Below are 805 nucleotides of genomic sequence, written 5' to 3' on the forward strand. Positions count from 1 at the left end.
GTCCTGGGCGGGGGAGCTGGGCGTGAAGGACATGGCCCAGGCGCTGGCCGTGAAGGACCTGACGGTGGAGCGGGTGGGCGAGGACGTCCTCCTGCGCGCGCTGCTGTGAACCGTTAGAGTCGCGGCCATGTTCACCGGCCTCATCCAGGACACTGGCACCGTCACCCGCATCGTGCCCGGCGCGATGACCGACCTCTGGATTCGCACCTCGCTGGGCGCGGAGGCGTTCACGCTGGGGGAATCCATCGCCGTGGACGGCGCCTGCCTCACCGTGGTGGAGAAGGGCGGGGACACCTTCCGGGTGCAGGCCGCGCCGGAGACGCTGCGGCGCACCACCCTGGGGGCCCGGCGGGCCGGGGACCGGGTGAACCTGGAGCGCGCCCTGGCGCTGGGAGACAGGCTGGGAGGGCACCTGGTGTCGGGCCACGTGGACGCCGTCAGCGAGGTGCTGGAGACGTTCGCCGAAGGCGGCTCGTGGGTGATGGTGTTCCGGCTGCCTCCGGAGCTGGCGCCCTGCTTCATTGAAAAGGGCTCCGTGACGGTGGACGGCATCAGCCTCACCGTGAACGCGGTGGAGGCGGACCGCTTCCGGGTCCAGCTCATCCCGGAGACGCAACAGCGCACCACGCTGCACGCCAAGGGCCCCGGGGCGCAGGTGAACCTGGAGGGGGACCTCATCGGCAAGTACGTGGCCCGGCTGTTCGCCCTCCGGGGCACCCCGGGCGCTGGGCAGGCCCCCGGCCTGTCGGAGGCGGTGGTCCGGGCGGCGGGCTTCAGCCCCCGGGGGTAGGGCCGGGGTCCAACC

General features: G+C 72.7%; 1 protein-coding gene. It reads left to right on the forward strand.

Going from position 1 to position 805, the window contains the following annotated elements; all coding sequences use genetic code 11:
• Positions 1-127 precede the first annotated feature (127 nt).
• Positions 128-790, forward strand: coding sequence for a riboflavin synthase (locus D7X12_RS41620; RefSeq protein ID WP_120630589.1), 663 nt, complete (start codon positions 128-130; stop codon positions 788-790).
• Positions 791-805: the final 15 nt, after the last annotated feature.

Origin of the sequence: Corallococcus sicarius, from assembly GCF_003611735.1 — a bacterium.
GTDB classification, from domain to species: Bacteria; Myxococcota; Myxococcia; order Myxococcales; family Myxococcaceae; genus Corallococcus; species Corallococcus sicarius.

Excerpts from the sequence above, each read along its gene's own strand:
- D7X12_RS41620 (WP_120630589.1), top strand. The coding sequence starts at position 128 with ATGTTCACCGGCCTCATCCAGGACACTGGCACCGTCACCCGCATCGTG.